The organism is Cryptosporangium aurantiacum, assembly GCF_900143005.1.
In the GTDB taxonomy this organism is placed as follows: Bacteria; Actinomycetota; Actinomycetes; order Mycobacteriales; family Cryptosporangiaceae; genus Cryptosporangium; species Cryptosporangium aurantiacum.
The window spans coordinates 261,707-287,934 of the sequence record NZ_FRCS01000006.1; the positions used below are offsets into that span (position 1 = coordinate 261,707).

Here is a 26,228-nt window from a genome sequence, read left to right on the forward strand (position 1 = left end):
AACAGACCGACCATCCTCGGGGCGGGCGTCCGCGAGCAGGAAGCGGCTGGTTGGATCATCAGAATGAGAAGCCGGGCCACGTTCGACAGGGCAGAGGTGCGCGCATGACTCCAGTGCGATTCGGTCTTGTCGGGTACGGCTTCGGGGCCCGGTACTTCCACGCCCCGCTGCTCCGCTCCGCGCCGGAGTGCGACCTGATCGCGGTGATGTCCTCCGCACCCGAGCGCCGCGCGCTCGTCAACCGTGAGATCCCCGGCGCCGCGACGGTGGCGAGCTTGACCGAACTGGTCGACCTCGGCGCCGAGGCGGTCGCGATCTCCACGCCGGCCCCAACCCACAGCACACTGACCGAAGAGGCGCTCCGGTTGGGGCTGGCTGTCGTCTGCGACAAACCGTTCGCGCTCGATGCCGAAGCCGCCCGCGCGACGGTCGACCTCAGCGCGCGTCTCGGGCTGGCGCTCAGCCCGTATCAGAATCGCCGGGAGGACTCGGACTTCCGCACGGTCCGGGCCCTGGTCGACAAGGGCACGCTGGGCACCGTCACCCGGCTGGAGTCCCGCTTCGAGCGTTACGCACCGCAGGCGGGCCCCGGACCGGCCGGCGGCGGGACGCTCCTGGACTTCGGCAGCCACCTCGTCGATCAAGCCCTGTTCCTGCTCGGTCCTGTCCACGCCGTGTACGCGGAACTGCGGACCCGCGAATCCGGGCTGGACGACGACGTGTTCGTCGCCCTGACGCACACGTCCGGCGCACGGTCGCAGCTGTGGGGCAGCTGGAGCCAGTCCGCGCCCGGCCCCCGGTGGCGGGTGACCGGCACCGAGGGCACCTATGTCCTGGCCGCCGGAGACAGCCAGGAAGACCAGCTCGTCGCCGGCCACAGCCCGGCCGACCTGGGCGAGGCCTGGGGTGTGGAGCCCGCGGAGAGTTTCGGCACCGTGTATTCCGGCGACTCCGCAGGCCGTCACCCGACCGAGCGCGGCCGCTGGGACCTGTTCTACCCGCGCTTCGCCGCGGCCGTCCGGGGCGAAGGTCCGCCACCGGTCGAGGCGGCCGACGCCGTCGCCACCGCAATCGTGCTGGACGCCGCCCGCACCAGCGCCCGCACCGGGGCGGTCGTCTCGGTGGAGGCACGATGAGCGACGACGAGCAGCTCTCGACGCTCCTGGCCCAGGAGCAGCGCCTGGTCTTCGCCCGCTTCGACGAGCACACCGCCTGGGACCTCGGTAGCGCGCTGCGCTCCGCCGCGGACGCCGAGCGCCTTCCGGTGGCGATCACGATCCGGCGCGGCCGGCAACAGCTGTTCCACACCGCCCTACCCGGCGCGTCGGCAGACAACGACGGATGGCTGGAGCGCAAGGCCGCGGTCGTCGACCGATACGGCCATTCCAGCTACTACGTCGGCTGCCTGTTCCGCGCCGGAGGCGGCGACTTCGACACCGACTCGCGGCTGGACACCGCGCTGTTCGCGGCCCACGGCGGAGCCTTCCCCCTGACCGTCGCGGGCAGCGGCTGCATCGGCTCGATCGCGGTCTCCGGACTCCCCCAGGTCGACGATCATCGCTTCGTGGTCACTCACCTGGAGCACTACCTCCGGCGGAGCGGCCAGCTCTCGGACTGAGCCGCCGAATCCGCACCGCCGCCGGTCAGTGCGTCGGGGCGTGCTCTCCGGCGGGCGCCGCGGTGCGACGGACCAGCAACGCTGCCGCCACTGCGGCGAGCGAGACGATCCCCCCGGCGACGAAGGCCGCTTGCACACCGTCGACATTTGCGGTTGCTTTGTTCGCGCCACCAGCGAGTTCGGAAGCCGTCACCCGGGACAGAACCGTGATGAACAGCGCCGTGCCGGCCGCGCCGGCGAGCTGCTGCAGGGTGCTGATGACCGCACTGCCATGGCCGTAGAGGTCGGCGGGGAGGCTTCCGAGAGCGGAGGTCATCAACGGCGTCACCATCAGCGCCAGTGCCGACATCAGCATGACGTGAAACACCACCACGATCCCGATCGACGTCGTCGGCCCGACGGTGGCGAGCAGCCAGAGCGCGCCGCTGAGCACGACCGCACCCGGGATGACCAACGGCCGCGGTCCGAATCGGTCGAAGAGCCGCCCGACCAGCGGGGACAGCACACCCATGGCGAGACCACCAGGGAGTACCAGCAGGCCCGCGGCGACCGTGCTCACGCCGCGGACGGTCTGCAGGTAGATCGGCATCAAGATCAGACCACCGAACAGCGCGACGAAACCGGCCAGCGTCACGAACGTCGAGACCGTGAAGTCACGCCGGCCGAAGACCCGTAGGTCCAGCAGCGGGCCGCGCCCACGCTGCAGCGCGCGCTGGCGCCAGACGAACAGCCCGAGCGCGACGAGACCGACCAGCACCGGGATCCACGGCGCGACCGGGGCGTGACCACCACTCTCACCGAGGCTGGACAGCCCGTAGATCAAGCCGCCGAAGCCGACCGCGGAGAGCAGCAACGACAGCACGTCGAGATGCGCGTGCCGAGGCGTGGTGACGTTTCGAACCTTCCACACGCCGAGCGCCAAGCTGAACAGGGCGATCGGGAGGACGAGGAGGAACAACCACCGCCAGCTCGCCCGGGACAGGACCAGGCCGGAGACGGTCGGGCCGATCGCCGGTGCCACCGAGATGACGATCGAGATGACGCCCATGACTCGGCCACGGCGGCTCGGCGCGACGAGGCTCATCGCGGTCGTGATCAACAGGGGCAGCATCACCCCGGTGCCCATCGCCTGGACGATGCGGCCGGCGAGCAGTACCGGAAAACCGGGTGCGACAGCGGCGATCAGCGTGCCCGTGCTGAACAGCGTCATCGCGGCCACGAAGACCTGCCGCACGCTGAAGCGCTCCATGATGAAGCCGGTCGCCGGAATGACTACGGCCATCGTGAGAAGGAACCCGGTCGTCACCCACTGAGCCGTTGACGCCGAGATCCCCAGATCGCTCATCAGCCGCGGCAAGGCCAGGGACATGACGGTCTCGTTGAAGATCACGACGAACGTCGAGATGAGCAGCAGGCCGATGAGGGTGTGGTCGGCCCGGGTCAACGGCCGATCGCCGGCGTCAGGTAAGGCTGTCGGTGGTGCCTCGGTCTGCGTGGTGTCGGCTGCGGGGGCCAAAAGAACTCCTCGGTGCTCGTGCTCAGGCTCAGCGTAGTGGCACTCACTGCCATATCGGCACGCGCTAGCATCGATACCGTGAGTGACATCACTGACCTCCGGTGGCGCCGCCGACAGACCACCTCGGCGGAGATTGAGGCTGCCGCGTTCGATCTCTTCACCCGCCACGGGTCGGAGCACACCACCGTGGACGACATCGCCGCCGTCGCCGGGGTCTCCCCACGAACGTTCTTTCGGTACTTCCCGACGAAAGAAGACGCCGTGCTCGGCGTCAAACGCGCCTTCTACGAGACGGTCAGTCAGCACATCCCGCGCGCCGCGCCCGAGGGCGTCACCTTCGGTGACCTCATTCATGCCACCGCACAGGCCCTCGCCGCGTTCAGCGCGGGCGACCGAGCGCCCCTGCACCGAATGATGCGCGTCCGCTGCCTCTGCCGGGACGATGACAACCTTCGTCACGCCTCCTTGCTGCTCGACTCCGAGCAGTGCCGGCTCCGGCAGCACGAGGTCGCGGCCGGCAGCGGCGCGCAGTCGGAACTGCGCGCCAGGATCCTGGTGGAGACCCTCAGCGTCGTGTTGAGCGCAGCGCTCGACGACTGGGCGGCCCGCTGCGCGGCCGGCGAGGACGCCGACTTGGTCGAGATCTTCCGCGGCACCTGCGAGATGCAACGGCGACTGTGCGGGGATACGCCTACCGCCGTCCGCGAGCAGAGCGGCCTGCGGGTGCGGTGAGCCGAGCTCACCGCGGAAGGAACTTCAGCCCGACGCCAGGCCTCATTTCGTCAGGAGCTGGGCTCGTAGCTCGGCCAGGACCTTGCCGAGCAGGCGCGACACCTGCATCTGGGAGACGCCGATCTCGCGCGCGATCTGGCTCTGGGTCTGGTTGTCGAAGAACCGCAGCGCGAGCATCGTCCGCTCCCGGGGACGCAGCGCGGCCAGCGCGGGAAGCACCGCGTGCCAGTCCTCGAGCCGATCCAGCGCGGGATCGTCGGCGCCCAGTGTGTCGACCAGGCGCGGCGACCCGAGGTCCGCGGAGACCGGCGCGTCCAGCGGGACGAAGTGATATGCGTTCGCGGCCTCCAGGCCGATGAGCACGTCGTCCTTGGTCACCCCGAGGTACGTCGCCAACTCGCCGGCCGTCGGCGCCCAGCCCTGCCGGGAGAGCTCGTCGACGGCCGACTTGATCAGCTGGTGCAACTCCATCAGCCGACGCGGAATCCGCACCGCCCAGCCGTGGTCGCGGAAGTGACGGCGGACCTCTCCCATCACGGTCGGCACCGCGAACCCGAGGAATTCGACACCGCGGAACGGGTCGAAGCGGTCGACGGCCCGGATCAACCCCACCGTCGCGACCTGGGTCAGGTCTTCCAGCGGTTCGCCGCGGTTGACGAACCGGCGGGCGATGTTCGCGGCCAGCGGCGCGTGCGCGGTGATGAGCCGTTCACGCAGGACGCCGCGCTCGGGATCGCCGGCGTCGAGACTCGCGTGCCGTTCGAAGAGCGGCGCCACCGTCGAGTAGTCCTCGTAGTCCAGCCGTTCCGCGATGGTTGTCATGACATCGAGCGTGCGGCCCACTCCGCCCGGCTGAATCCGACGAATGACTGCCTAGTCGTGATCGGTCCTGGGCGCGACACGACATCCGGCGCGGCGGCAGCGAGATCAGCCTCATCCGGCATCCTCGCGTCGGCGACCTGCGCCTGCGTCGCGAGAAGCTGGCCATCGTCGGCACCGATCTGCAGATCGTCCTGTACCACGCCGAGCCGAGCACACCGTCGGCCGACGGCCTGACGCTGCTGGCCACCCTGGCGGTCACCGACGACGTGCAGCCTTCCGACGCGTCGCGACCTGATTCGCATCGGGCTGAGACGCACGCTCGGTCTCGCCCCGCGATCGCCGACCACATCTGGAACCTGCGCCGCGACCGGGAGGGCTTCCGGCACTTCCACACGCCCCTGCCCGAGCACTGACCCGCAGAGTGGCCGCGACCTGACGCTGGGTGTCGACGCCTGGCGGGCACAGTTGCGCCCGCTAAGAGGCCTGGTCCACCGGCTGGAACTGGGTGAGCTTGTCGGCGTGTGGCGAGTCGAGCGTCGCTTGCGTCCAATGCGGATACGTGACGTACACCAATTCGGTGTCCTCCTCCGCGACGTACACCAGCGGTGTGCCCGCGTACAGGTAGAGGACTTCACCGGATCCGGCCGACAGTGATCGCTCGGCGGTGCGAACGGTAAAGCGACCCTTGGTGATGATCAACGCCTCGTCGTAGGAGACCGTCCACTCGTTGGACTCGTCCCGCCCGTACCGCGCGAAGCCGACCGTCATCGCCGCGTCGGCGGTGGCATCCACGGCGTCGGCGAGAAAGATGTTCTGCTCGCCGCGCCGATACCAAGCCAGCGTTCCGTCGCTGGTGACCTTCTCAATGCGCACGCGGACCCCCTTGTCACTTAAGCGGAACCAGTTCCGCTTAGAGCCGAGTGTACGGCGGCCGGTCGCGATGCGCGAGGTCAATCGGAACCTGTTCCGGTACGCTCGGTCGGTGGGTTCGCAGCTACCGCTGGTGGGCGCCGTACCGGCGGAACGCGCCGACGCAGCCCGCAACCGCGAAAAAATCCTCAAGGCGGCGGCCCAGCTCATGGCCGAGCACGGGCCCGAAGGCCTGGCGATGGACGACGTGGCCGCTCTCGCCGGGGTCGGCGTCGGCACGATCTACCGCCGCTTCGGTGACCGGGCCGGGCTGGCGCAAGCGCTGCTCGATCGGGCCGAGCAGCGGTTCCAGGCCGGATTTCTGCACGGTCCGCCCCCGTTGGGCCCGGGCGCGCCTGCCGACCAGCGGCTTCGGGCGTTCCTGCACGCCTACGTCGACCGCCTCACGGACGAGGCGCCGCTGCTGCTCATCGCGGAAACGAACACGCCGATGGCCCGCTTCACCAACGGCGCGTACGCGCTGCATCACGCCCATCTGATGGGGCTGATCGCCGAACTGCGGCCGGACGCCGACGCGGTATACCTCGCCGACGCGCTGCTCGCACCGTTGGCCGCCGCCGTCTTCCTCCACCAACGCGCCGGCCACCGGATGCATCCTGAGCGGATCAAGGCGGGAATCGACGGTCTGCTCATCGGGCAGTTGGACCGACTCAGCTAAGAGCCGGCCGTCACGCGATACGCCTTGCCTGCCGCCAGGCTCCCTTGACTCGTGCTCGTACCTTACACAGTATGGTTACCTTACGACGTAAGATGAGTCGGCCTGGTCGAGGCGCACGATGCATCCCCTGATCCGTACCGCTCGCGTGACCGGTCTGCTCTACCTCTGCCTCGCCGTCGCGGGTGGGCTCGGATTCTTGTTCGTCCGGTCCGAACTCTTCGTGGACGGCGACCCCGGCGCGACCCTCGCCAACCTCGTCGAACACGAGTCACTCGCCCGCCTCGGCGTCGCCCTCGAGCTGCTCACCGTGCTCACCAAGGCCCTCGCAGCCGTATGGTTCTACCGGCTCTTCCGCACTGTGGACCAGGTCGCCGCCGCCAGCATCGCCGCATTCGGCCTCGTCAACGCGGTCGTGGTCCTCTGCAGCGCGGCGCTGCTGGGCACCGCCATCGGCCTCGCCGCGGACCCGGTCGGGGACACCGCGTCCGACGTCCAGCTGCTGTACCTGGTCAGCGGTGAACTGTGGAACGTCGGCACGATCTTCTTCGGCCTGTGGCTGATCCCCATGGGATGGTGCGTGCTTCGCTCAGGCTGGATGCCCCGCGCCCTCGGCTGGATCCTCGTCATCGGCGGCGCCTGCTACGTGCTCGGCGCGTTCGCCCTCTACCTCGTCCCGGGCATGCCTGCACTCGCCGACGCGCTGTCCGTCCCGGCGACCGTCGGCGAGCTGTGGATGATCGGCTACCTACTCGTCCGCGGCGTCCGCCGGCACGCCCTCGGTGCATCACGCGGATCCCGGCAGGCACCCGGTCACGACGTCGGCGGGTCCGCCGGCCTGGCTCGCTGCGGGTAGATCGTCTCGTGCCGGGCCAGCATCGCCACGCACTCGGCGATCTTCCGGGTCCGCGTCTCGGCCCGCTTGACCGCATTGACCCGGCCGATGAGGGCGAAGCGGTTGGTCTTGGTGAGCACATCGAACATCGCCTGCGCCGCCGGGTCGGCGGCGATCGCGGCTCGCAGGTCGGCCGGGACCTCCGCTTCCGACGGCGGAGCATAGGCGGCCGCCCACCGCCCGTCGGCCTTCGCGGCGTCCACGGCGGCGCGGCCGGGGGGCAGCATCAGGCCCGCTGCCTCCAACCGGGCCACGTTGGCGACGTTGCGTTGGGACCAGATGCTGCGGGGCCGGCGCGGGGTGAACCGCCTCCAGGAACTTCCCTCGTCGCGCTTGCGGGCCTGGCCGTCGATCCAGCCGAAGCACAGCGCCTCGTCGACCGCCTGCTGCCAGGTCAGCGTGGTGACGGAGCCGCCCTTCCTGGTCAGGGCGAGCCACACGCCAGGCGAGGTGGTGTGATTCTCCACCAGCCACGCGCGCAGCGCCGCGCCGTCAGCCACGATCAACTCGTCCAGTTCGGCTCCGGCCACCACCGCAGGCTAGTCCCGCGATCCGATGCTGCGGACCGTCGGGGTAACCGGCGCGGGGCTCTCAACCGTCGGAGAGGGTTCGCTGCATCTCCGCAGCCAGCCGCGGATTGGAATAGGCCCCTGAAGCGCGGAGCGCGCTGATCACCCGCCGCTGCGTCTCGCGGTCCTTGTCCTGGCTCATCTTGACCTTGCACTCGAAGCGGCTGATCGGCAGCCGGAGCCCGACTGTGCCCCTGGCGATCGGCTTCGCCCACTCGAGATCCAGCAGCATCGGGCTCTCGACGTGACGCTCGAAATGCTCCACCAGCCGCGCCAGCGTCTCCAGGTTCGCCTCCTCGTCGAGGATCTCCGGAACCCCGTAACAGTGGACCGCGGTGAAGTTCCACGTCGGCGCCCGCAGAGCTCCCGGCGCGTACCAACTCGGAGAGACGTAGCCGTGCACACCCTGAACGATGAGCACGACTTCCCGTTGGCCGAAACCGTGGAGCTCCTCATCAGGCCGGCCCACGTGCGTGAAAACCGCGAGCTCGTCACAGTCCTCGTCGAGGATCACCGGATAGTGCGAGGCCACGAGGCCGTGCTGATCGCTCACCAGGATCGCCCACGGGTTCTCCTGGATCAGCCGCCGGACCAACTCGGGATCATCGACGAAGTGGTGCGGGTTGTGACGCATCGGCGTCTCCCTCTCGATCGGAGACGCCCTTACAGCACCCTGCGAGTCCCGAGCGTGGCGGAAGACTCCGTCGCAGCGTCCCTCGGGCCCACAGCGACCGTACAACAGCGCCTCCACGTCACTCGCTCAAGACCTCATCCAGCGGCCATCCGCCGCCGGCAACTCCCTTGGGTCCGCTGACCGCCCGACCTGGCGACCTGCACCCGCGGCAAACTCACCCACCATCGGCAGTCGTGAGCGCCTGCGCAGAGCAGAGATCAACCAGATCGTCAGTGCCCTGACCGACGTCATGCAGGTGATCCGCAATGCCGACGCCCGCGAGGGCTACGGGTGCGGGATGAGCTCGGCATCGTCTATCAGGAGCACGGCGGTCCCCTGCCGAGAATGCCAGGACTACGGGACGCCCGTCACTTACCGGATCGTCGACCCTCTCACCGGCGACGTACCGGCCCCGGTCGCCTCCGGGTGGGGGAAGTACCGGAGGCGAGCCCGGACCGCGGGCCCGCGTCGCGATCTTCCACCATGCGGCGCGCAGCGCCAGCTTCTCGGCGTAGGCGGTTCGGGGCCCCGAGGGGCCCCGACCGGTCACGCTGTGTAGAGGTGCTCGGCTTCCCGCCGCCGGGTGTACAGCTCCCAGTAGGTCTGCGCGATCGCGGCGGGCTCGGCGGCGGCGCAGGGCCGCCGCGGCCGCGTTGACGTTGCCCATCGGCGGGATCGGAGTCACCGAGCCCGCGCCGGTGGTGAACAGGAGCGTGCCGGCGCCCGCCGCGAGCATGGCCGGCAGCACCGCCTTCGCCGCGGTGACCGCCCCGTACAGGTAGTACTCCAGTTGGGGCTGGAGGTTCTCCGGTGTCACGTCGACCACGTCGACCACGTCGGCCATGGCCAGGCTCGGGGAGGCGGTGTGGGGCGCCGGCGAGTACTCCAGCACGTCGATCGTTCCGAACCGCTCGGCCGCGGCGGCGAGCGCGGCGGTCAGCGAGGGCCGGTCGAGGACGTCGGCGGCGAAGCCCGCGGCCCCGATCCCGGCCTCGCTCAACCGGGCCGCGAGTCCGTCGAGTTTCTCCTGGTTCCGCGAGATCAGCGCGACCCGGAATCCGTTGCGGCCGAAAATTTCGGCGATGGAGAGGCCGAGGCCCGGTCCGGCGCCGACGATGGCGAGCGTCGGCATCAGGCGACGTCGATCGCGAGCTTGCCGAGCGCGCCGGCGCCGAAGTCGGCGAACGCGGTCGCCGCGTCGTCGAAGGCGTACCGGCGGGTGACCGGCACGCGCAGCCGTCCCGCGGCGGCGTCGGCGGCCAGCCGGTCGAGTGTCTCCCGGGTCGGCGCGGCCATGACTGCGGTGGCGGTGACCTCCGCCTCGGGCGCGAAGCCCAGCGTCGAGGCCAGCCGACCGCCCTTCTGGAGCAGCGCCGCCAGCGCGGCGCCGTCACCGGCGAAATGCAGCACGACGTCGACGGGCTCGCTGACCTGCGCGGCCAGGTCCGCGGTGTAGTCGACGATCTGCACATCCGTGCCGCCCAGGTCGCGGACGAATTCGGTCTCGGTGCCCGGGCGGGCAGTCGCGATCACCCGCGCACCCGCGGCCACCGCGTACTGCAGCGCGATCGCGCCCACGCCCCCCGTGACGTACTCGCCGTGCGACCCGGTCCCGAGAAAAGACTTCGTGACGACGCCGAAGACCTGGTCACCGACGGCGAAGTCCTCAGCGGCACTCTCCACCACACCCGCGAAGTCTTTGCCGGTCACCAGCGGGAACCGGTGCTCCATCATCCCTTGCACATAACCGGCGGCCGTCGCGGCGTCGAAGCCGTTGATCGACGTCGCGACCACCTTCACCAGCAGCTCACCGGCCTCGGGCTGCGGTGTCGGGAGGTCGGTCAGCACCGGGGTCGCCGGTACGGCGTCCACAGCAAGAGCGCGCACGTCGAGATCCTTTCTCGGGCTTCAAGTGAAGACATGGTCGTCGCCGACACCACCATTCACCACGGGGGCGCCCGGCCCAGCCGACTGGTGCTGCCGATCATCGCGCGCTGACCCACGGCCCCAGGTCCGCGCCCGCTAATCCGGAAGCGGGCCTGGGACCGAACCCGCGGGCGATCAACCACCCAGGCGTCGCCTCAGCGAGCCACGCCCGCGCCCGACGGAGCCAGCGAACCGCAACTGCCAGCGGCAATACCGCCCCACCTAGATCCTCAACCACCTCGACGAGCTCGCTGCACCGGGCGTGACGCTGAACCCGGACGACAACAGCTACGGCACTGCCTCACTGACGGCGGAAGCCCGCCGCCGGTGACCTGAGTACGAACCCCAGCTCGCAGGAATAGAACACCCTGCCAATACCGCTCGCTGCCAACGCGTACGCCGACTACTTCGACGACGCCGAGGGCTGGGAAGTGGGCTGGGGCAGCGGCATCCGGCACCCGCACCCACCTCGGTCGGCCCGGCCCCGCGGCGACGGGTAGGCGGGTATCGCGCGAGCCCAGCGCCGCGGGTCTATCGGTGCGGATGATCGTGCCGGTCGGCGGGACGGTACCTTCCGTGCGTGGCGTACGGGTTGGGGATCGACTACGGCACTTCCCACACGGTCGTCGTCGTGGAGCCGCAGGGCGGTAAACCGGAGCCGATGCTGTTCGACGCGTCGCTGCTCCTTCCGTCCGGTGTGTACGCGCCGGACGCAGGTGGTTTGGTGGTCGGCACGGACGCGGAGCGTGGCGCGCGGATCGACCCCGGCCGGTACGAACCGAATCCCAAGCGGCACATCGACGAACGCGAGTTGCTGCTCGGAACGGCGGAGGTGCCTGTTGCCGCGGCGATCGGCGCGGTACTCGCACGGGCCGCCGGCGAGGCGCAGCGGACGATGGGCGGGCCGCCCACCCGGGTCGTACTGAGCCATCCGGCCGAGTGGAGAACGCACCGGCGGGCCGTACTGCTGGAAGCCGCTGCCAGGGCAGGGCTCGAGGAGCCCGAGCTGGTGCCCGAGCCGGTGGCCGCCGCCGCGCACTTCACCGGGGTTCTCGGTCAGCGGGTCGACCCGGGCTCCACCGTGGTGGTCTATGACTTCGGCGGTGGAACGTTCGACGTGAACGTGCTGCGCCGCCGTCCCGACCAGGGCTGGGAGGTCCTCGCGACGGCGGGCTTGGACGATGTCGGCGGCGTCGATCTGGACGCCGCGCTGGTCGCGCACGTGGGTGCGGTCGCGGCGGCACGGGACGCGGACGGCTGGCGGCGCATCGACCGTCCGGCGACGGCCACCGACCGGAAGTACCGCCGGCTGCTCTGGGCGGACGTCCGGGCGGCGAAAGAGCAGCTCAGCCGCGCCAGCTCGACGCTGATCCCGGTTCCGGTGCTGGAGATCGACGTGCCGGTGACGCGCGAGGAGTTCGAGGCGCTGGCGCGTCCGTGGCTCGATCGGACGGTGGCGCTGACGACGTCGACGCTGTTCGGCGCCGGCGTGAGCGCGAAGAACCTGGCCGGGGTCTTCCTCGTGGGTGGATCCTCGCGGATTCCGCTGGTGGGGACGTTGCTGCACCGGGCGCTGGGGGTGCCGCCGGTCGCGTTGGAGCAGCCGGAGCTCGTGGTGGCGCTGGGGACGCTGCGGGTGGCCGCGGTCCAGGCGGGCGCGCCGTCGCCCCCGACCCCGGCCCCGAGAGGCCCGGTCCCGAGCGTCGCAGGCCCGGTCCCGAGCGTCGCAAGCCCGGCCTCGGGTGCGGCAGCGCCGGTCCCGAATGTGGCAGGCGCGGACCGGGGCGGGGCGTCGTCTGCACGCGCGAGCGCACCCCCCGAAGTGGGGATGCCGACGCACCCGGGGATGACGCACGGCGGGACGGCAGGGCCAGCGCCCGCGGGAACGAGTGCACACGCGGTCGCCGCGGGCGGGGCGGAAGGCCGTCGGGCGCGGCGGCTGATCCCGCACCCGGGGCTGCTCGCGATCGTGGTGCTAGTCCTGGTGGCGGGCGCGGCACAGGCGATCCAGATCGGGCTGCTGTCCGCGCACCAGCTGGCGGCGGACCCCGAGGTGTACGCCCACGGGCTGAGCCTGACCGGGCCAATGCCCTTCTGCGCCCTGTACGCGGCGATCGTGGCGACAGCCGCGCGCCGATGGGTCTGGGCCGGGGTCACGGCGGCCAGCCTGATCGGGCTGGTGCTGCTCCGCGTGCTCTCGAAGCTCGAGCCGGGTCTCACCTCGTGGCCGTGGCTGGGATGGGCGTTCCACGCCGACCGACTCGAATCCCTGACCCGGCCGGCGACCGGATCGTTCTTCGCCCTCGCGTTGGCGGCCCTGCCACTCCTCGCCTTCGCCGTGCGGGGGCCTCGGGCCCCGGTCACGTCCCCGCGGCTCGCGGACGCCCGTCCGGCCCGGGCCCTGCTGACGCTCTCGGCGCTGTGCGTGATCCTCACCGTCGGCGGTGTGCTCTCCCTGGCGTTCCGAGATCGCGGGGCCCGCGCGACGTTCACGTTCCGGCTTTTCCGGTCGGCGGTCGAGCGTGTCGAATCGAACTACACCGAGTACACGCCGACGGTCCCCACCGTCGGGCTCGGCAACCTCGCGTCCTCGTGGGTCACCGACTGGCCTGCCATCAGCTTCTGGAGCGCGGGCTGGATGCTCGGGGTCGGTGTGGCCGTCGTCGCCATGGCCCGTTCGATCGCTTTCGCGCAGCTGCGGTGGACCGCGGTGGTGGGCGCGACCACGGCGCTGTCGCTCGCTGTCGGCGCGGGCCTGGACGCTGCGTCGACGAGTACCGGATCGTTTCCGCTCGCGGGTCTGGCCCTGATGGGCACTGTGCTGGTGGTCGGCCCGATCGCGTACGCCGCGCAGGAACTCTGGAGGACGTCGCGAGCCTCCTCACAGGAGTCCGACGGCGGCCCGAGCCAACCGGCGGACCCCCACCACGCGCAGCATGTTGCCCGGTGATCGGTAATACGTGAGGGAGTCGCGCCTCGACGTCGATGCGCGGTCAGCAGAGGAGGTGGTCAACCACCGCCCTGGCGGGCCAGGGCGGTGGTTGACCAGCTAGCCGGCGCTTACCGGAGTGACGACATGACGGTGAACGACGACGTCGAACCACTGCCGTGGTGTTCCGCCGGACAGGTAGGACGCGAGTCCGTCCTCCGGGACGCCGCGGGTCCGGGTGGGTGCGTCGAGCCACGTGTGTACCGGACCGGGAACGCGCCCCCGCAGGTCGAGGGAGAACTGGTCGGCGCGGACGGCTCGGAACGGGGCTTCCAGCCAGTCGGGCGCAGCCGGCGGCAACGCCACGGCCTGCCCGTCGGGGGCCGCGCTGCCGCGGTCGAGCGTGAAGCCGATCGACAGGTAACGACGCCCGTACCAGTCGCGGATGAAGGAGCCGACGCTGGCGAACTTCGAGGCCAGATACTGCGCGTAGGTCAACTGCAACGCTGCGCCATCGACGGTATGCCCGCTGGCCGCCCAGTAGGCGACCTTGTCGCCGAAGAACTGTTGCGTCCACCGCAGGTTCTTCGCGGCGTGCGCGTCGCGGTAGGCGAGCGGGTTGGAATCCGCGAACTGTTCGTAGAAGCCCACGATCTGCCGGGCGTGCTGCAGGTGTAGTTCGTGCCTACGGTCTCCGGGCTCATGTGGCACCGAGGTGACCAGCCGGTACAAGTCCCGAGCGTGCCGAACGTAGGGCGCCTTGTCGCGGACCTGCTGCGCGTACCACTGCGCATGGACCCGCATGTCGTCGCTCTTCGGCGTCAGCGGCCTCAGGTGGGTGCGTACCTGGGCCAGCCGGTCGGGCGCACGCTCGGCAACGTAAGCCTCCACCAGCTGGTAGACCGCCGGACGGGTCCCGTACCCCTCGACACCCACGAACGTCACGTCGTCGTGGTGACGGACGTTCCAGGCACGGATCCACCGCAGTACGTCCGCGACGTCCGTGGATCGCCAGGCAGTGCTCATTGCGCCCACCAGGCCCGCCAGGTCGCCCTCGCCGGTCCGCAGATACTGATTGATCCGCAGACCGAGGCTCCAGTCCTCCTCCCAGGCGATGGTCCGGTAGCCGAGGCCCTCCACTAGGAGCCGGAGTACTCGGTGCTTCAGCGCCGTGATCTCCGCGGCGCCGTGCACCGCCTCACCGAGCCCGACGATCTTCGCGTCGGCGATCGCACGGCGAAGGTGTCCGAGATCGGTGAGCGGAGCCGCCGGATCGATCGTCGTCAGTGGCCGGGCCGCGTGTTGCGCCCATTGCGCCACCGCGCGGTTGTCATCGCCGGTCCCGGCCTGGGCGGGCAGGGCTCCGACGGAGAGGGTAGCGATCGCGAGGATGCTCGCGAATGCGCGGACCAGAACCGTGCGGCGCTGCCTCCGTGCGTACATAGGAATCCTCCTCGGGTCTCGCCTACACCCTGTCGGTCCGAGAACGCCTCTTCGTCATCCCTGTGACGTCATCCGTCGTACGTCGACGCGCGTATATGGACCCGCCGACGACCCTCGGTAGGCGACGCCCCCGAGACGCCAAAAAGGACCAATCCGAGGCGGACGCGCAGCCCTGCGCCGGTACGCCCGCCGAGCTAGTCACCGGCCGTCGCGGCACGCATCCCGCGCCTACGCACCGACGCGTACGTGCGATGCCGTCGAGCGACTGACGCGCCGGGTGCGCGTGAAGAGGATCGTCGAGTCGCGGAATCGCAGTTCGCGGCGCGCATCCGGTTCGCCGCGATCACGGCCCGGGAATGCGGGGAAATCATGGACGTGCTCGTCGTCGGCGGCGGAATCGGCGGGCTGGCACTGGCTCACGGCCTGCTCATCGACGGTCATCGAGTCACCGTGCTCGAGCGCGGTGACGGCCCGGCAACGGGCGGCGCGGCGGTCAGCATCTTCAGCAACGGGGCGGCGGCGCTGGCCGGGCTGGGCGTGGACGTCTCCGACCTCGGTAGCGAGTTCGAAGTGCTGCGCACGACGAGCGCCTCCGGCCGCCCGATCATGGAGGTGGACCTGGCACCGATGCGCGCACGTACAGGCTTCGGAGTCCGCGCGATCGCCCGGGCCGATCTGATCGGCCGGTTGACCGATGGACTGCCGGCGGAGGTGATCCGCTACGGCGCTCGGGTCGAGTCGGCACGGGTCGACGGGCCGCCCGCGGCCGTGCTGACCGATGGCGAGGCCGTGCGGGCCGATGTCATCGTCGGCGCGGACGGATACCGTTCGGTCGTCCGGCGGAGCGTGCTCGGGCCGCCGGAAGCCAAGCCAGTCGGCTGGGACACCTGGCAGGGCCTCACCCGTATTCTGCCCGGCTTCGCCGCTGGCCGGATCGGACGCATCGTCGTGGGCAGAGCCGGGATGGTCGGCTTGCTGCCTGCCGGTGAGGGGCGATGCCAGTGGTGGTTCGACGTGCGAGTCGGCGACCTCGCACCGGGAACCGGCGTCGCCACCCAGTTACGGAAGTATTCGCCGCCTACACCGAGCCAGTTCCGGAGCTCCTGGACGGGATCCGGGACGCGGACATCGGCCGCTACCCACACCTGCTGCACGAGGTACCCCGGCGCTGGGGCACCGGCACGGTCACGCTGCTAGGGGACGCCGCCCATGTGTTCCCTCCGTCCCAGGCTCAGGGCGCCAACCAGGCGATCGAGGACGCCTGGCTGTTGACGCGCGCCCTGCGTCACGCTGCCGTCGAGCCGGCACTGCGCGGCTACGAGGCCCGGCGCGCCCGCCGGGTGCGCCTGGTCGCCAGGCTGGCCGCCAGCGAGAGCACGAACCGGGTGCCGCCCTCTCCGCTCGCCGCGCTCTCCCGGTCGCTCCGGCCGAGCCTCGCGGGGCGCCTCTACACCCACCTGCTCTACCGGTACAGCAGCGTCCTCCACGACGAGCAACCCTGACGACCGACGTCGGCATCATGCTCAATACGTGGCAGGTGCTGTCCGGCGGACGTGCCGATATGAGGGCGCAACCCGAGATCACTCAGCGTGACCTGCGAACAGATCCGAAGGATAGCCGCGCAGGGTGACGCTGGATGCTCAGGTTGGGGCGAACATGGCCGTGGATGCCGAAGGGGATGCCTCAGCAAAGGTCCGCAAGGTCCCCCGGCGGACGAGCTGAGCTACTACTCGAAACTGCCGAGGGCGTCGTCTACCTGTATGGCGCCGGGCGGGACTGAGGGATTTCGTCGGTGGGGGGTGATCCGACAAGCTGGAGGCCGCCCTCACGCTAAATCCGTTCGGAGACCGCGTCTCCGACGAGCTGTACGCCGGGGCGGCCGTCAACTACGACGATAAGCACCCCGCGGATCCCCGCTCGGCTCGCTCGCCGCCGCGACAGCCAGAACGTTCGCCCGCGAACGCTGGCGACGACGAAGGGCTTCCGCAGCGGCCGCCGCAGCACGCATTCAGGCGTGGCCTGCCGCGCGGACGGGTAAGGGGGCGGACATGAGAACAGAGCACAACGCCGGACAGGTCAACTGGTCCCGTCGGGTCGCGCGAATCACGCTCGGCGCGTTCGTCGGCGCCGTCGCGGGTCTACTCGCCGGCTTGGCTCTGCTCCTGCTGGATGCGACCGACAATCCTTTCTGGACCGCGAGCGTCGGCCTCGGAGTCGGCGCCGTGGCGTCGGCGACCTGGGACCTCTTCGCGACCAAGCCATGACTGCGTTGGGTCACACCTTCGCGCAGCAACCGGCCACTTCTTCCCGCTGACGCATCACGATCGAGCCCGCCCAGCAAGTCCGGTGTGCCACCGACCGCCTTGACCAGGCCGACGGGCCGCCGCGGCCGCCGCCCTCCGCGACGCCGACTGCCGCTACCGCGGCGGAAGCGGCCTTGCGACACGCCGATCAGAGGACAGACGGGATCGATTACGCGCACCGCGACCACGCTGACTCGCGCGTCCCACCTGCAACGGAGCGGCGGTTCGACGGCTATTGCGCCCGGGGAAGCCCTACCGGCAGTTGCGCCTCGCCGCTCGGGTCACCGTACTCCCGCTGGGCGCGACCGCCGGGCAGGAGAATTACAAGACGGTCGGCGGGAGACCTTACGCTGTCGCTGTGGACGTCGCCGAGAGTGTCGCTGTACCTGATGAGGTCCAGCCGGTGACCTGCGACGCTCCAGGTGGTGGCTTGTGAAGGAGTCCTTTGACGACTTCTATCGCAAGCACTTCCGCGCGGTCAGCCGGATGCTCGCCCCGCTTTGGGACCCTCAGCCGGTACCGCGTTTCCGGATCGCCCCGTGGCACATCAACGCGAGGCTCGCCGCGGCGCATGCCCGTATCGCTTCGCTTCTCCAGTGGGTTCGGGTGCGAGGGCTGCGGGCTGCGATAGGTCAGGGCGGGGCCGCACCGCCATCGGAGATGCTCGCCTCCTCCGTCCGGCTGGTGCGCGGACCGACCCCCGTAGGGCGGCTTCAAGGCCCCTACGGGCGTTTCGCGCTGATCTGACGCCGCCGCAGCGCGATTCGTCCTCTCCTCGTCCGAGAGGCAAATCGTGTTCCTCCTTTTGTATGCCCTGACCACCATGTCCACACCGGTCGTCTACTGGGTGTGCGGCGTGACCTTCGTGGCTGCGCTCTTCGTCGGCGTCGCCCTGTGGGTGGCCCTGTTCAGCAAGGACCCGGCGCGGGCGCGCCGGGCGCACTCGCTCGTTCGGGATCTGCTGCGATGGAACCCCGACGGCGAGGCGACCGAGCAGCCGAAGTCGACGCGCCGTCGGCGTCCTGCCCGGCGGCGCCGGTCGTCCGGCGGCTCCAGGTGAGCGGTCGCCGGGCAGGCCGGAAACGGTCCTGCCCGGACGAGGTGGTCCGGAAGGTCGTCGAGCTGCACCGGTCAGGTCTTCGCCCCCAGGCGATCAGTGACGCGATGAACGCCGGCGGCTACCTCACTCCGAGCGGCAAGGGCCGTTGGTCGAGGTCGACCGCGTACCAACTGCTCGGCACTTGGGCCGCGCGTGACCTGCTGAACGGCGACGAGGGCACCGCGTAAGCGGTAGCTCGTTACGAGGTCCCGCACCTGCGTGTTGAGGTGCGGGACCTCTCGGCCGGGCCGTCGGTACGGGAGCGCAGCGAAGACCGTGATCGACCTCATGCGGCACGACGACAACTCGGGGGCAGTAAGGGCAGGAGCGTATCCGCTCCGGTCACCACGGCTAGGTGAGGCCGTCGATCGCGTACCGCTGCACGAACGAGGCAACCGACGCCGGATCGTCCGCCGCATACGCGATCGAAGCCTGGAAGACCGTGAAGGAAAGGATGATCCGGGCCAGCCACTCGCTGGCATCCGCAACGTCGAGATCGGACCGCACCTCGCCGTTCCGGCGCGCGCTCTCCAGGAACGGGCGCAGAAGCCGCGCCGTCCGCACCAGCGCATGCGCGCCCTGGGTGGCGAGCATGCGAACCATGGCCACCCGATTGGCCTCCGGATCGTCGACGTCCGGATGGATCGCCCTCACCATGAGCTCAGACAATGCGCCGAGCCGGGCGGAGAGCGTCGGCTGCGGCTCCATGAGGGCCGCAGCCTCGGCGAAGAACCGGTCCGCGCCGCGGTTGGACAACGCGTCGAGCAGGACTTCTCTCGATTCGAAGTACCGATAGAGGGTGCCGCGCGAGACCCCCGCCCCTCGCGCGACGTCCGCCATGCTCGTTTTGCCCGCACCGATCTGCTGCACGAGCCGGTCGGTCGCGTCGAGCAGTCGATCGCGGATCGCCCCCTCCAGTGGCACGCCACCACCGGTCCCACTGCGCAGCGGAATCACATCGCCGTTCCAGCCGGCGCGGTCGGCCATCCGAGTCCCTCGCTTCACCCGCCGAGATCGTCGGCGCAACCACTGGACACTTGAACAGATTGTGTCTTACCGTTTCGGCGACCGCAACGGCGATCCCGCACGGGGCGAGGGTTGCCGATCCACGGAGGTGTTCCCATGACGTTGACGGCTTCGGAGCAGACGACCAGCACAGTGGTTTATGACCGCCCGTTCGACAGCGACAACCACTACTACGAGACGCTGGACGCGTTCACCCGGCACCTCGACCCGAAGTACAAGGATCGCGGGATCCGCGTGATCCAGCGCGGCAAGCGCACCGAGTTGCTGGCCGGTAGCGAGCTGTTCGAGTTCGTCCCGAACCCGACGTTCGACCCCGTCATCGTTCCCGGCTGCCAGGACCTGCTCTTCCGCGGCCAGATCCCGGAAGGTGTGAGCCCTCGCGACCTGATGAAGGTCGAGCCGCTGAACCCGGCCTACCGCGACCACGACGTACGGCTCAGGATGATCGAGGAGCAGGGGTTGTCCGGCATCCTCATGCTGCCGACACTCGCCTGCGGGGTCGAAGAGGCGCTGAAGAAGGACATCCCCGCACTGATGGCCAGCGCCAGTGCATTCAACCGCTGGCTCGACGAGGACTGGGGTTTCGCCTACCAGGGCCGGATCTTCTCCGCCCCGATGCTCTCGTTCGCCGACCCCGACGCGGCGGTCAAGGAGCTCGATTGGATCATCGAGCGGCGTGCACGCGTCGTCTACGTCCGCCCGGCCCCGATTCCGGCCGGGTACGGCCGCTCGAAGCCGTTCGGCGCGCCGGAGTACGACAAGGTGTGGGCGAAGCTGGCCGAGGCCGGCATCGCGGTCGCCTTCCACCTCAGCGACAGCGGCTACAACACGTTCGCCGCCGCCTGGGGCGGCCCCGAACGGTTCGTGCCGTTCAGGAACCCCAGCCCCCTAGCCAGCGTCCTCGTCTCCGACCGGGCCATCCACGACACGATCGCCAGCGTCATCATCGGCGGTGTCCTGCACCGGCACCCGACGCTGAAGATCGCCAGCATCGAGAACGGCTCGGACTTCATCCACCTGCTGATCAAGCGGCTGCGCAAGCAGGCCAACCAGAGCCCGCACATGTTCCACGAGGACCCCGCCGACACGATCCGCAAACACCTCTGGGTGACTCCGTACTACGAGGAGGACATCCGCAAGCTCGCCGACGTCATCGGCGTCGACAGGGTGCTGTTCGGCTCGGACTGGCCGCACGGCGAGGGGCTCGAGACCCCGACCGACTTCCTCAAGGAACTCCACGCCTTCGACGAGGCGGAGAAGGACCAGATCATGCGCACCAACGTCCTCGACCTGCTCGGCCTGGAGTACTGAATGCCCGACGCTCGCCGGGTCCACGACTGCCTCATCAACGTCCACTTCGGTGATGAGCAGCAGGCCGAGTACATGCACCGCGTGAAGAACGAGTACTTCAAGCGAGCCGACTCCATTTTCGACCCCTGGGACATGGCGTCCGTCCTCGACGAGATGGACGCCAACGGCGTGGAGCGGGCGGTGCTCACCGCCGACGTCCGCAAGCCGGGTGGGTCGCCGTACAAGTTCGTCGAAGCCCGCCCGGACCGGTTCTCGCTCGCGCTGGGCGGTCTGGACCTGCTCAAACCGATGCCGACGCTGCGCACGCTGCAGTCGATGGTCGCCGACTACCCGGTGACCTCGGCCAACGTCGGACCGGCGTTCTGGGGCGACGGCCGGTACAACCCTGAAGACGCCGTGTACTTCCCGCTCTACACGAAGTGTGCCGAGCTGGAACTGCCGCTCTGCATGAACACCGGGCTCCCGGGCCCGCCGATCCCCGGCGAGGCGCAGAACCCGATCTACCTCGACCGCGTCTGCGTCCGCTTCCCGGAACTGAAGCTCTGCATGATCCACGGCGCCGACCCCTGGTGGGACACCGCGATCCGGCTGCTCGGCAAGTACCCCAACCTCCGTCTGATGACGTCGGCCTGGGCACCCAAGTACCTGCCCGAAAGCCTGCTGCACTTCATGCGGACCCGCGGCAAGACCAAGGTCATCTTCGCGTCGGACGCACCGGTGCTTTCGATCACCCGGACCGTCGGCGAGGCGACGAAGCTCTACCTACCGCCTGAGGTCATGGACAACTACCTCTACGGCAACGCCGAGGCGTTCTTCTTCCAGAAGGTAGGGGGCAGCGCATGAGCGAACTCATGGTCGAACGTTCCGACGGGCTGGTCACGGTCACGTTCAACCGGCCGCAGAAGAAGAACGCGATCAACGCCGAGATCTGGAACGCCCTCGACGACGTCCTGACCGAGGTCCAGTACGAGCCGGCCGACCGCGCGCTGCTCCTCACCGGCTCCGGCGGGAACTTCTCGGCCGGCGCGGACCTGGGCGGCAGCCCGAGCGGCACCGGGCTGACCGGCCGCCCGCTCCAGGCGATCGTGCACGAGATGCGCGCCGCCGGCGAGATCATCCATCGCCTGCAGCGTCTGCCGAAGCCGACGATCGCCGCGGTGGACGGCGTCGCGGTTGGGGTGGCCCTGGGCCTCGCGCTGGCCTGCGACCTGATCGTCGCGTCCGACCGGGCCCGCTTCGCCGAGGTCTTCGTCAAACGCGGGCTCGCGCTCGACGGCGGAACGTCGTGGACGCTCCCCCGCCAGATCGGCCTGCGGCGCGCGAAGCAATTGGCGTTCTTCGGGGACTTCCTCGACGCCCGGCAGGCGGAGCAGTGGGGATTGGTCAACAACGTCGTTCCGGCCGACGATCTGGCGAAGACCGCACAGGACTGGGGCCGACGGCTCGCGGCCGGGCCGACCACCGCGCTGAGCCTGATCAAACGCCTGCTGGATGCCGAAGGGAGCTTCGAGCAGGCCCTCGAGAACGAGGCGCGGGCCCAGCACATCGCGTACACCACCGACGACATGAAGGAAGGCATCCAGGCCTTCCTGGAACGTCGCGACCCGAACTTCACCGGTGCGTGAGGCCATGACCGTCGATCTGATCCCGGCTCCCACCGAGGAGCAGACGATGGTGCTCGACGCCACCGTCCGGTTCATCCAGAACGAGTTTCCGCTCAGCAGGGTCCGGGAGCGGGTCGACGGCCGGGAGGGCGTCGACAGCGGATACCGGAAAGGGGCGGCCGGGCTCGGCTGGTTCGGCCTGCTCGCCGACGAAGCGCACGGCGGCGGCAGCGCGTCGGACAACGGTCTGGTCGACGCCGCGATGATCGCCGCGGAACGCGGTGCGGTCCTCCAGCCGGGGCCGTACGTGGGACACAGCGTGGTCGTCCACGCACTGTCCACCGCGGGCGGTGACCCGCGGCTCGCGGACCTCCTGCAGGGCAATGCGTGGGCGACGTGGATTCCCGGCGGCGTCGAACTACGGGGGCAGGCGCTGCACGGCGTCGTCGGGGCGGCGGCCGAGATCGATGACTGCGCCTGGCTGCTGGTCACTGCCCGATCACCGGAGGGGCCCACTCAGCTGCTCGTACCGACCGACGCGCCCGGGATGACGGTCCACCCCCTCCACGGTCTGGATCTGACGCGTCGCTGGTTCCGCGTCGAGTTCGACGGAGTGATACCGGCCGCGGACCCGGTCATCGGCGGTCCCGGTCCGGAGACCGCACGGGCTGTCGCGCGGCAGGAGCAAATTGCCGCTGTGCTCTCGGCTGCCGAAGCCGTCGGCGCGATGCACGCGAATTTCGCGCTCGCCCTGGAGTACGCGAAGTCGCGCATCGCGTTCGGACGGCCCATCGGGTCGTTCCAGGCGATAAAGCATCTGCTAGCCGATACCAGCCTGTGGCTCGAGATGTCGAAGGCGATCGTGGTGGCCGCGGCGGAGGCAGGCGAGGGCCCCTTGGCCCACGCCGCGAAGTCGTTCGTCGGCGAACGTAGCGCCGAGCTGACGCAGAACTGCTTCCAGGTCTTCGGCGGGATCGGCTACACCTGGGAGCACGATCAGCATCTCTACCTGCGTCGGCTCGCCGCCGAGCGGGTCGCGTTCGGCTCACCGTCCTGGCACCGCGAACAACTGCTGAAGCTGGGGAACCTATGAGCGAGGACCTGGATGCCTACCGGGCACGAGCCCGGGAGTGGATCGCCGCCAACCTGGAACGCCGCGCGCCCAGCGGCCGTAACCCGATGTTCGGAAGTGATCACCGCACCGACGCGTACATCGCGCAGCAGCGCGCCCTGCAGCGGCGCCTGTGGGAAGCCGGCTACGCCGGCATCACCTGGCCGACGGAGTACGGCGGGCAAGGGCTGGGGCCGGAGTACCAGCGCGCCTTCGACGAAGAAGCCAAGGGCTACGCTCGCCCCGATTTCGGCGTCATCGGCGGCACCACGTTCGGCGTCTGCGCGACGACCATGCTCGCCCACGGATCACCGGAATTCCTCGAGCGTCACATTCCCCGGGTGCTGGCCGGCGACGAACTCATCGCGCAGTTCTTCTCCGACCCAGAAGCCGGTTCCGATCTCGCCGGCGTGCGCACTCAAGCGGTGAAGGACGGGGAGCGCTGGATCCTCAACGGCTCGAAGATCTGGAGCAGCGGCGCCTACCACGCCGACTACGGCCTCTGCCTGGCCCGTACCAACTGGGACGCACCGAAACACCGCGGCCTGACCTGGTTCGCAGTACCCACGAACGCCAACGGTGTCACCGTCCAGCGGATCAAGCAGATCAACGGCGACGCCGAGTTCTGCCAAGAGTTCTTCGACGACGTCGAACTGACCGATGACGACGTCGTCGGGCAGGTCGACGACGGCTGGACCGTCACGCAAACGATGCTGTTCTTCGAGCGCGGCGGCGGCGGTGGGTCCGCGACGCCGCCCGCGAAGCCCAGCGTGATCGCGCCCGACCTGGTGGACCTCGCCACGGCAGCCGGCCGTCTCGGCGATCCACACGCTCGCGATCTCCTCGCCAAGGCTCACGTCGACGACCTGGTTCGCGCGGCCATGGCGCGCCGGGTGGGCGCGCTCATGGCAACAGATCCCGCCCGGGGCGCCAACATCGCCTCGTACGGCAAGCTCATGTCCGGCGTCTTCGATCCGCGCCGGGCCGCGTTCGCGATGGAGATCGCCACCGACCACGCAGTCGTCTGGGACAGCACCGACTCACCCGCCGCCGATGCCGCCACTGGGCTGCTGAACGGCAGGTTCATGGCGATCGCGGGCGGAACCTGCGAGATGCAACGCAACTCGATCGGCGAACGCGTGCTCGGACTGCCCCGCGAGCCGTCGTTCGACTCCCGCAAGCCATTCCGCGACGTCCTCCGGGACGCCCAGAACTGGTCCGGCCGGGTCGGCTGACCCGAACCCCCCGCCGCTGCCGGCCGCCCTCCGCAGCCGGCAGCGGCTCCTTCGACGTGCTGTCGCTCCCCAATGTCGTCGTGCAGTCAGCGAGGTACCGGACCCATGCCCCTGAACGAATCGAAACCCACAGCCGACGAAACGGTTACCACCCTGCTACGGCAGGCCCGTCAGACGCTCACCGCGCCCGGTGCCCCGTTCGAGATCATGGAAGAGGACGTCCGAGGGAACCCGATGCCGGTGTTCCGCCATCGCATTCCCTCGCTGCGCGACCTATTCCAGACCTCGCGACGCCACGACACCCGCACGTACCTCGTCGATGGCGACGTACGACTCGACTTCCGGACGCACGCGGAGCTGGTCGACGCGCTCGCTGCCGCCCTGCAGACCGAGTTCCGCGTACGGCCCGGAGACCGAGTCGCGCTCTACGCCGCCAACCGCTGGGAGTGGATCGTCTCCTTCTGGGCGATCACCGTCGCGGGCGCACTTCCGACCGCCTTCAACGGATGGTGGACGGTCGACGAGTTCACCGCGGCCGCCCACCTGGTGGAGCCGGTCCTAATGATCGGCGACGGACCTCGTCTCCAACGCGCCGCCGAGTCAGGGCTGGCGCTCCCCATGCTCCGAATGGACGAGGACCTCCCGGCCGTGCTGGATCGGCACCGCCGGCTCAGTCCCGCGCCGACGCCGGTCAGCGAAGACGACCCGGCGATGTTGATCTTCACCAGCGGCACGACCGGCCGGGCGAAAGCGGTCACCGTGCCCCACCGGGCGGTGTCCGGACACCTCCAGCTGGTCGGCCTCGCCGAGACCGCGGCCCGGGTCGCGTTCTTCGGGCAGCCGGTGCCGGCCGCCGACGACCCGGTTCCCGCGAGCGACGACGTCGTCTTGGTGACATCCCCGCTGTTCCACGTCTCGATGTTGTACGGCGCGGTCTTCCCCGCGCTGGCCAAGGGATCCGAGATGGTCCTCGTCCCCGGCCGCTTCGACCCGGAACGCGTCCTCCGCGTGATCGAGCAGGAGCGGGTGACCATGTGGATGGCGCTCGGCAGCGCCGCCCCGCGCCTGTGCGCGTCTCCCGCTCTCGGACGCTCCGACACCAGCAGCGTCCGCGTACTCGGAGTCGGCGGCGCCCCGGTCAGCCCGGCGGTGCAACGCAGCCTGCGGGACGCGTTCCCCAGTGCGTCCCACGCACTGGGCATGGGGTACACCAGCACCGAGGCCGGCGCCACGGTCGCGAGCATCAATGGGCCGGAGTACGCCGCTCATCCCACCTCGACCGGCCGGGTCTTCCCCACCACAACGGTCGAGCTGAGGGATCCCCTCGGCGCACCCGTACCGGAGGGTGAGCTCGGCGAGGTCCACGTCCGCAGCCCGTACCTGATGCTCGGCTACTGGAACGACCCGGCTGCCTCCGCCGCAGTGCTCAAGCCCGGAGGCTGGCTGGCGATGGGCGACATGGCGCGCCTCCGGAGCGGTCTGCTCTACATCGACTCCCGCGCCAGGGACATGATCCTCGTCAGTGCCGAGAACGTGTCCCCCACCGAGGTCGAGTACCGGTTGGACGAGCATCCGGACGTGCTGGAAGCCGCCGTCTTCGCGGTCGACGACGACGTCACCGGCGACGCGGTGTGCGCCGTCGTGGTCACCGAGCCGGCGAGCTCTGTGGGTACCGCAGAGCTGACCGAGTGGTGCCGCAGCGGCCTGGCCCACTACAAGGTGCCGACGCAATGGCACCTCACGTCGGAGCCACTGCCACGGACCGCGAGCGGGAAACTCGTCAAAAGCGTCCTACGGGATCAGGTCACGGACACGACGATCGACAGCTGAC

27 protein-coding genes are annotated in these 26,228 nt (G+C 69.8%); 18 read left to right on the forward strand and 9 right to left on the reverse strand.

Features of this window, described 5'->3' with window-relative positions; all coding sequences use genetic code 11:
* Positions 1–104 precede the first annotated feature (104 nt).
* Both BUB75_RS21665 and BUB75_RS21670 read left to right on the forward strand, forming a co-directional pair.
* Entirely contained in the window at positions 105–1,136 is a 1,032-nt protein-coding gene (locus BUB75_RS21665; protein WP_073259576.1) for a Gfo/Idh/MocA family protein, read from the forward strand.
* Complete coding sequence (locus BUB75_RS21670; RefSeq protein ID WP_073259578.1) at positions 1,133–1,618, forward strand: heme-degrading domain-containing protein; 486 nt, start codon at positions 1,133–1,135, stop codon at positions 1,616–1,618. Before BUB75_RS21665 ends, BUB75_RS21670 begins: the two co-directional genes overlap by 4 nt.
* A 25-nt stretch (positions 1,619–1,643) precedes the next feature.
* Here BUB75_RS21670 and BUB75_RS21675 read toward each other — a convergent pair whose 3' ends face one another.
* Entirely contained in the window at positions 1,644–3,134 is a 1,491-nt protein-coding gene (locus BUB75_RS21675) for an MDR family MFS transporter (RefSeq protein WP_073259580.1), read from the reverse strand.
* A 78-nt stretch (positions 3,135–3,212) separates the two neighbouring features.
* On the opposite strand from BUB75_RS21675, the gene BUB75_RS21680 reads away from it, so the two are divergent.
* Positions 3,213–3,866 (forward strand): TetR family transcriptional regulator, encoded by a 654-nt coding sequence (locus tag BUB75_RS21680; protein ID WP_245806294.1) that lies wholly within the window; start codon positions 3,213–3,215, stop codon positions 3,864–3,866.
* A gap of 42 nt (positions 3,867–3,908) precedes the next feature.
* Here the strand turns inward: BUB75_RS21680 and BUB75_RS21685 are convergent, their stop codons facing one another.
* The gene (locus BUB75_RS21685) at positions 3,909–4,688 is read right to left on the reverse strand and encodes a SigB/SigF/SigG family RNA polymerase sigma factor (RefSeq protein WP_073259584.1); all 780 of its coding nucleotides are present in this window, start codon (positions 4,686–4,688) and stop codon (positions 3,909–3,911) included.
* 47 nt (positions 4,689–4,735) lie between these two features.
* On the opposite strand from BUB75_RS21685, the gene BUB75_RS48880 reads away from it, so the two are divergent.
* A complete protein-coding gene (locus BUB75_RS48880) occupies positions 4,736–5,101 on the forward strand; it encodes an MmyB family transcriptional regulator (RefSeq protein ID WP_178379957.1) in 366 nt (121 codons plus the stop codon).
* A 61-nt stretch (positions 5,102–5,162) separates the two neighbouring features.
* On the opposite strand, the gene BUB75_RS21695 is transcribed toward BUB75_RS48880, so the two are convergent.
* Positions 5,163–5,561 (reverse strand): cupin, encoded by a 399-nt coding sequence (locus tag BUB75_RS21695; RefSeq protein WP_073259588.1) that lies wholly within the window; start codon positions 5,559–5,561, stop codon positions 5,163–5,165.
* 67 nt (positions 5,562–5,628) lie between these two features.
* On the opposite strand from BUB75_RS21695, the gene BUB75_RS21700 reads away from it, so the two are divergent.
* Both BUB75_RS21700 and BUB75_RS21705 read left to right on the forward strand, forming a co-directional pair.
* Positions 5,629–6,276 carry a TetR/AcrR family transcriptional regulator gene (locus tag BUB75_RS21700; protein WP_073259590.1) on the forward strand — a complete coding sequence of 216 codons (648 nt, stop codon included), beginning with the start codon at positions 5,629–5,631 and terminating at the stop codon, positions 6,274–6,276.
* A 118-nt stretch (positions 6,277–6,394) separates the two neighbouring features.
* Positions 6,395–7,129 (forward strand): DUF4386 domain-containing protein, encoded by a 735-nt coding sequence (locus BUB75_RS21705; RefSeq protein ID WP_084741569.1) that lies wholly within the window; start codon positions 6,395–6,397, stop codon positions 7,127–7,129.
* Here BUB75_RS21705 and BUB75_RS21710 read toward each other — a convergent pair.
* The 4 genes from BUB75_RS21710 to BUB75_RS21725 all read right to left on the reverse strand — a co-directional run bounded on the left by BUB75_RS21710 (position 7,087) and on the right by BUB75_RS21725 (position 10,297).
* Positions 7,087–7,698, reverse strand: a complete 612-nt coding sequence (locus BUB75_RS21710; RefSeq protein WP_073259804.1) for a YdeI/OmpD-associated family protein — start codon at positions 7,696–7,698, stop codon at positions 7,087–7,089. The genes BUB75_RS21705 and BUB75_RS21710 overlap by 43 nt on opposite strands.
* A 61-nt stretch (positions 7,699–7,759) precedes the next feature.
* Positions 7,760–8,371, reverse strand: coding sequence for an FMN-binding negative transcriptional regulator (locus BUB75_RS21715; RefSeq protein WP_073259592.1), 612 nt, complete (start codon positions 8,369–8,371; stop codon positions 7,760–7,762).
* 214 nt (positions 8,372–8,585) lie between these two features.
* Positions 8,586–9,542, reverse strand: coding sequence for an SDR family NAD(P)-dependent oxidoreductase (locus BUB75_RS48885; RefSeq protein WP_218617693.1), 957 nt, complete (start codon positions 9,540–9,542; stop codon positions 8,586–8,588).
* Complete coding sequence (locus BUB75_RS21725) at positions 9,542–10,297, reverse strand: zinc-binding dehydrogenase (RefSeq protein ID WP_073259594.1); 756 nt, start codon at positions 10,295–10,297, stop codon at positions 9,542–9,544. The genes BUB75_RS48885 and BUB75_RS21725 overlap by 1 nt, the downstream gene beginning before the upstream one ends.
* Before the next feature lie 619 nt (positions 10,298–10,916).
* Between BUB75_RS21725 and BUB75_RS21730 the strand changes: the two genes are divergently transcribed.
* On the forward strand, positions 10,917–13,286 hold the full coding sequence (locus BUB75_RS21730; protein ID WP_073259596.1) for an Hsp70 family protein: 2,370 nt from the start codon (positions 10,917–10,919) through the stop codon (positions 13,284–13,286).
* A gap of 99 nt (positions 13,287–13,385) precedes the next feature.
* On the opposite strand, the gene BUB75_RS21735 is transcribed toward BUB75_RS21730, so the two are convergent.
* On the reverse strand, positions 13,386–14,708 hold the full coding sequence (locus tag BUB75_RS21735; RefSeq protein WP_073259597.1) for an erythromycin esterase family protein: 1,323 nt from the start codon (positions 14,706–14,708) through the stop codon (positions 13,386–13,388).
* A gap of 369 nt (positions 14,709–15,077) precedes the next feature.
* On the opposite strand from BUB75_RS21735, the gene BUB75_RS21740 reads away from it, so the two are divergent.
* The 5 genes from BUB75_RS21740 (at position 15,078) to BUB75_RS21765 (ending at position 18,298) form a co-directional block, all read left to right on the forward strand.
* Complete coding sequence (locus tag BUB75_RS21740) at positions 15,078–15,905, forward strand: FAD-dependent oxidoreductase (protein WP_073259598.1); 828 nt, start codon at positions 15,078–15,080, stop codon at positions 15,903–15,905.
* A gap of 14 nt (positions 15,906–15,919) precedes the next feature.
* Positions 15,920–16,210: a hypothetical protein gene (locus BUB75_RS46410; protein ID WP_178379938.1), complete on the forward strand. Its 291-nt coding sequence runs from the start codon at positions 15,920–15,922 to the stop codon at positions 16,208–16,210.
* Positions 16,211–16,756: 546 nt separating this feature from the next.
* Positions 16,757–16,972, forward strand: coding sequence for a hypothetical protein (locus BUB75_RS21750; protein ID WP_073259600.1), 216 nt, complete (start codon positions 16,757–16,759; stop codon positions 16,970–16,972).
* Positions 16,973–17,834: 862 nt separating this feature from the next.
* The gene (locus BUB75_RS21760) at positions 17,835–18,071 is read left to right on the forward strand and encodes a hypothetical protein (RefSeq protein WP_143175343.1); all 237 of its coding nucleotides are present in this window, start codon (positions 17,835–17,837) and stop codon (positions 18,069–18,071) included.
* Positions 18,068–18,298 (forward strand): hypothetical protein, encoded by a 231-nt coding sequence (locus tag BUB75_RS21765; protein ID WP_143175344.1) that lies wholly within the window; start codon positions 18,068–18,070, stop codon positions 18,296–18,298. Before BUB75_RS21760 ends, BUB75_RS21765 begins: the two co-directional genes overlap by 4 nt.
* Before the next feature lie 163 nt (positions 18,299–18,461).
* Here the strand turns inward: BUB75_RS21765 and BUB75_RS21770 are convergent, their stop codons facing one another.
* Complete coding sequence (locus BUB75_RS21770; protein WP_084741571.1) at positions 18,462–19,097, reverse strand: TetR/AcrR family transcriptional regulator; 636 nt, start codon at positions 19,095–19,097, stop codon at positions 18,462–18,464.
* A gap of 135 nt (positions 19,098–19,232) precedes the next feature.
* Between BUB75_RS21770 and BUB75_RS21775 the strand changes: the two genes are divergently transcribed.
* The 6 genes from BUB75_RS21775 (at position 19,233) to BUB75_RS21800 (ending at position 26,227) form a co-directional block, all read left to right on the forward strand.
* Positions 19,233–20,447, forward strand: coding sequence for an amidohydrolase family protein (locus tag BUB75_RS21775; RefSeq protein ID WP_073259604.1), 1,215 nt, complete (start codon positions 19,233–19,235; stop codon positions 20,445–20,447).
* Positions 20,448–21,290, forward strand: coding sequence for an amidohydrolase family protein (locus tag BUB75_RS21780; RefSeq protein WP_073259605.1), 843 nt, complete (start codon positions 20,448–20,450; stop codon positions 21,288–21,290). It abuts the gene before it with no gap.
* Complete coding sequence (locus tag BUB75_RS21785) at positions 21,287–22,072, forward strand: enoyl-CoA hydratase/isomerase family protein (RefSeq protein WP_073259606.1); 786 nt, start codon at positions 21,287–21,289, stop codon at positions 22,070–22,072. The genes BUB75_RS21780 and BUB75_RS21785 overlap by 4 nt, the downstream gene beginning before the upstream one ends.
* 4 nt (positions 22,073–22,076) lie before the next feature.
* Positions 22,077–23,144, forward strand: a complete 1,068-nt coding sequence (locus tag BUB75_RS21790) for an acyl-CoA dehydrogenase family protein (protein WP_073259607.1) — start codon at positions 22,077–22,079, stop codon at positions 23,142–23,144.
* Complete coding sequence (locus BUB75_RS21795; protein ID WP_073259608.1) at positions 23,141–24,397, forward strand: acyl-CoA dehydrogenase family protein; 1,257 nt, start codon at positions 23,141–23,143, stop codon at positions 24,395–24,397. The genes BUB75_RS21790 and BUB75_RS21795 overlap by 4 nt, the downstream gene beginning before the upstream one ends.
* Positions 24,398–24,502: 105 nt before the next feature.
* Complete coding sequence (locus tag BUB75_RS21800; protein WP_178379949.1) at positions 24,503–26,227, forward strand: class I adenylate-forming enzyme family protein; 1,725 nt, start codon at positions 24,503–24,505, stop codon at positions 26,225–26,227.
* Position 26,228: the final 1 nt, after the last annotated feature.